This window comes from Acidovorax sp. SRB_24 (assembly GCF_012931925.1).
This window is the reverse complement of the sequence record NZ_MWOM01000169.1, coordinates 1-766: the sequence shown is the minus strand read 5'-3', so window position 1 is coordinate 766 and position 766 is coordinate 1. Positions and strand designations below refer to the sequence as shown.

The window sequence follows — 766 nt, the reverse complement described above, 5'->3', positions numbered from 1 at the left end:
GAAGCGGAACAGGCAGGTGGGATCGTGCAGCAGCACGTTGGTGTCGAGCACGAAGAGCTTGGCCGGACCCGTGCCGCGGGCCTTGCGGGCGCGCGCAGGCGCTGCGGCAACCACGGGAGCGGGGGGGCGTGCCGCGGGCGCCGCCTTCGCAGCGATCGGCATGACCTCAGGGGCCGGCCCGCGGGCCTTCGCCGGGGCGTCGGGGGTGTGGCGCGCAGTGTCTGCAATGCTGCGCACCTTGGAGGTGCCGGTGGCGGCTTTGCGCGCCGGGGGCCGCGCCGGGGTCACTTGCGCGGCAGTGTCAGGCGCTGCGGGCAGGGACTGGGCTGTGGCCTGTGCGCCAGTGCGGCGGACAGGGGCTTCGTAGGCTTCGGGCGAGAGCAGGGCGGCGCGCCGGGTGGGGGCGGGTGGCAGGGGCATGGTGCAAGGCCTCGGACAGGTAGGTCTAGATAGCAAAAAGCCGCCTGGTGGCCCAGGCGGCTTGTGTGCAGGAGGAAGGCGTCGCGCGGTTCAGCGGCATTGGTCCATTATGCATGGCCCCGGCGCCCGTCCGGGCGCACCGGTGCACGCGGGCCGCTGCCGAAATCAGGCCGCTTGCTTTTTCAGGGCGTTGAGCGACTTGACGGCTTTGAGCACCTCTTCGACGTGGCCCGGCACCTTGAGTCCGCGCCACTCGTGCGTCAGGATGCCTTCCTCGTTGACCAGGAAGGTGCTGCGCTCGATGCCCTTGACCTTCTTGCCGTACATGATCTTGTTCTTGACCACG

The 766-nt window shown here is 70.2% G+C and carries 2 pseudogenes; both read right to left on the bottom strand.

The features are described 5' to 3' along the window. A pseudogene (locus tag B2J89_RS21285) lies at positions 1–420 on the bottom strand (PhoH family protein); the annotation flags it as partial. Between the two features lie 165 nt (positions 421–585). After that, positions 586–766 (bottom strand): annotated as a pseudogene (locus B2J89_RS21280) (peroxiredoxin); the annotation flags it as partial.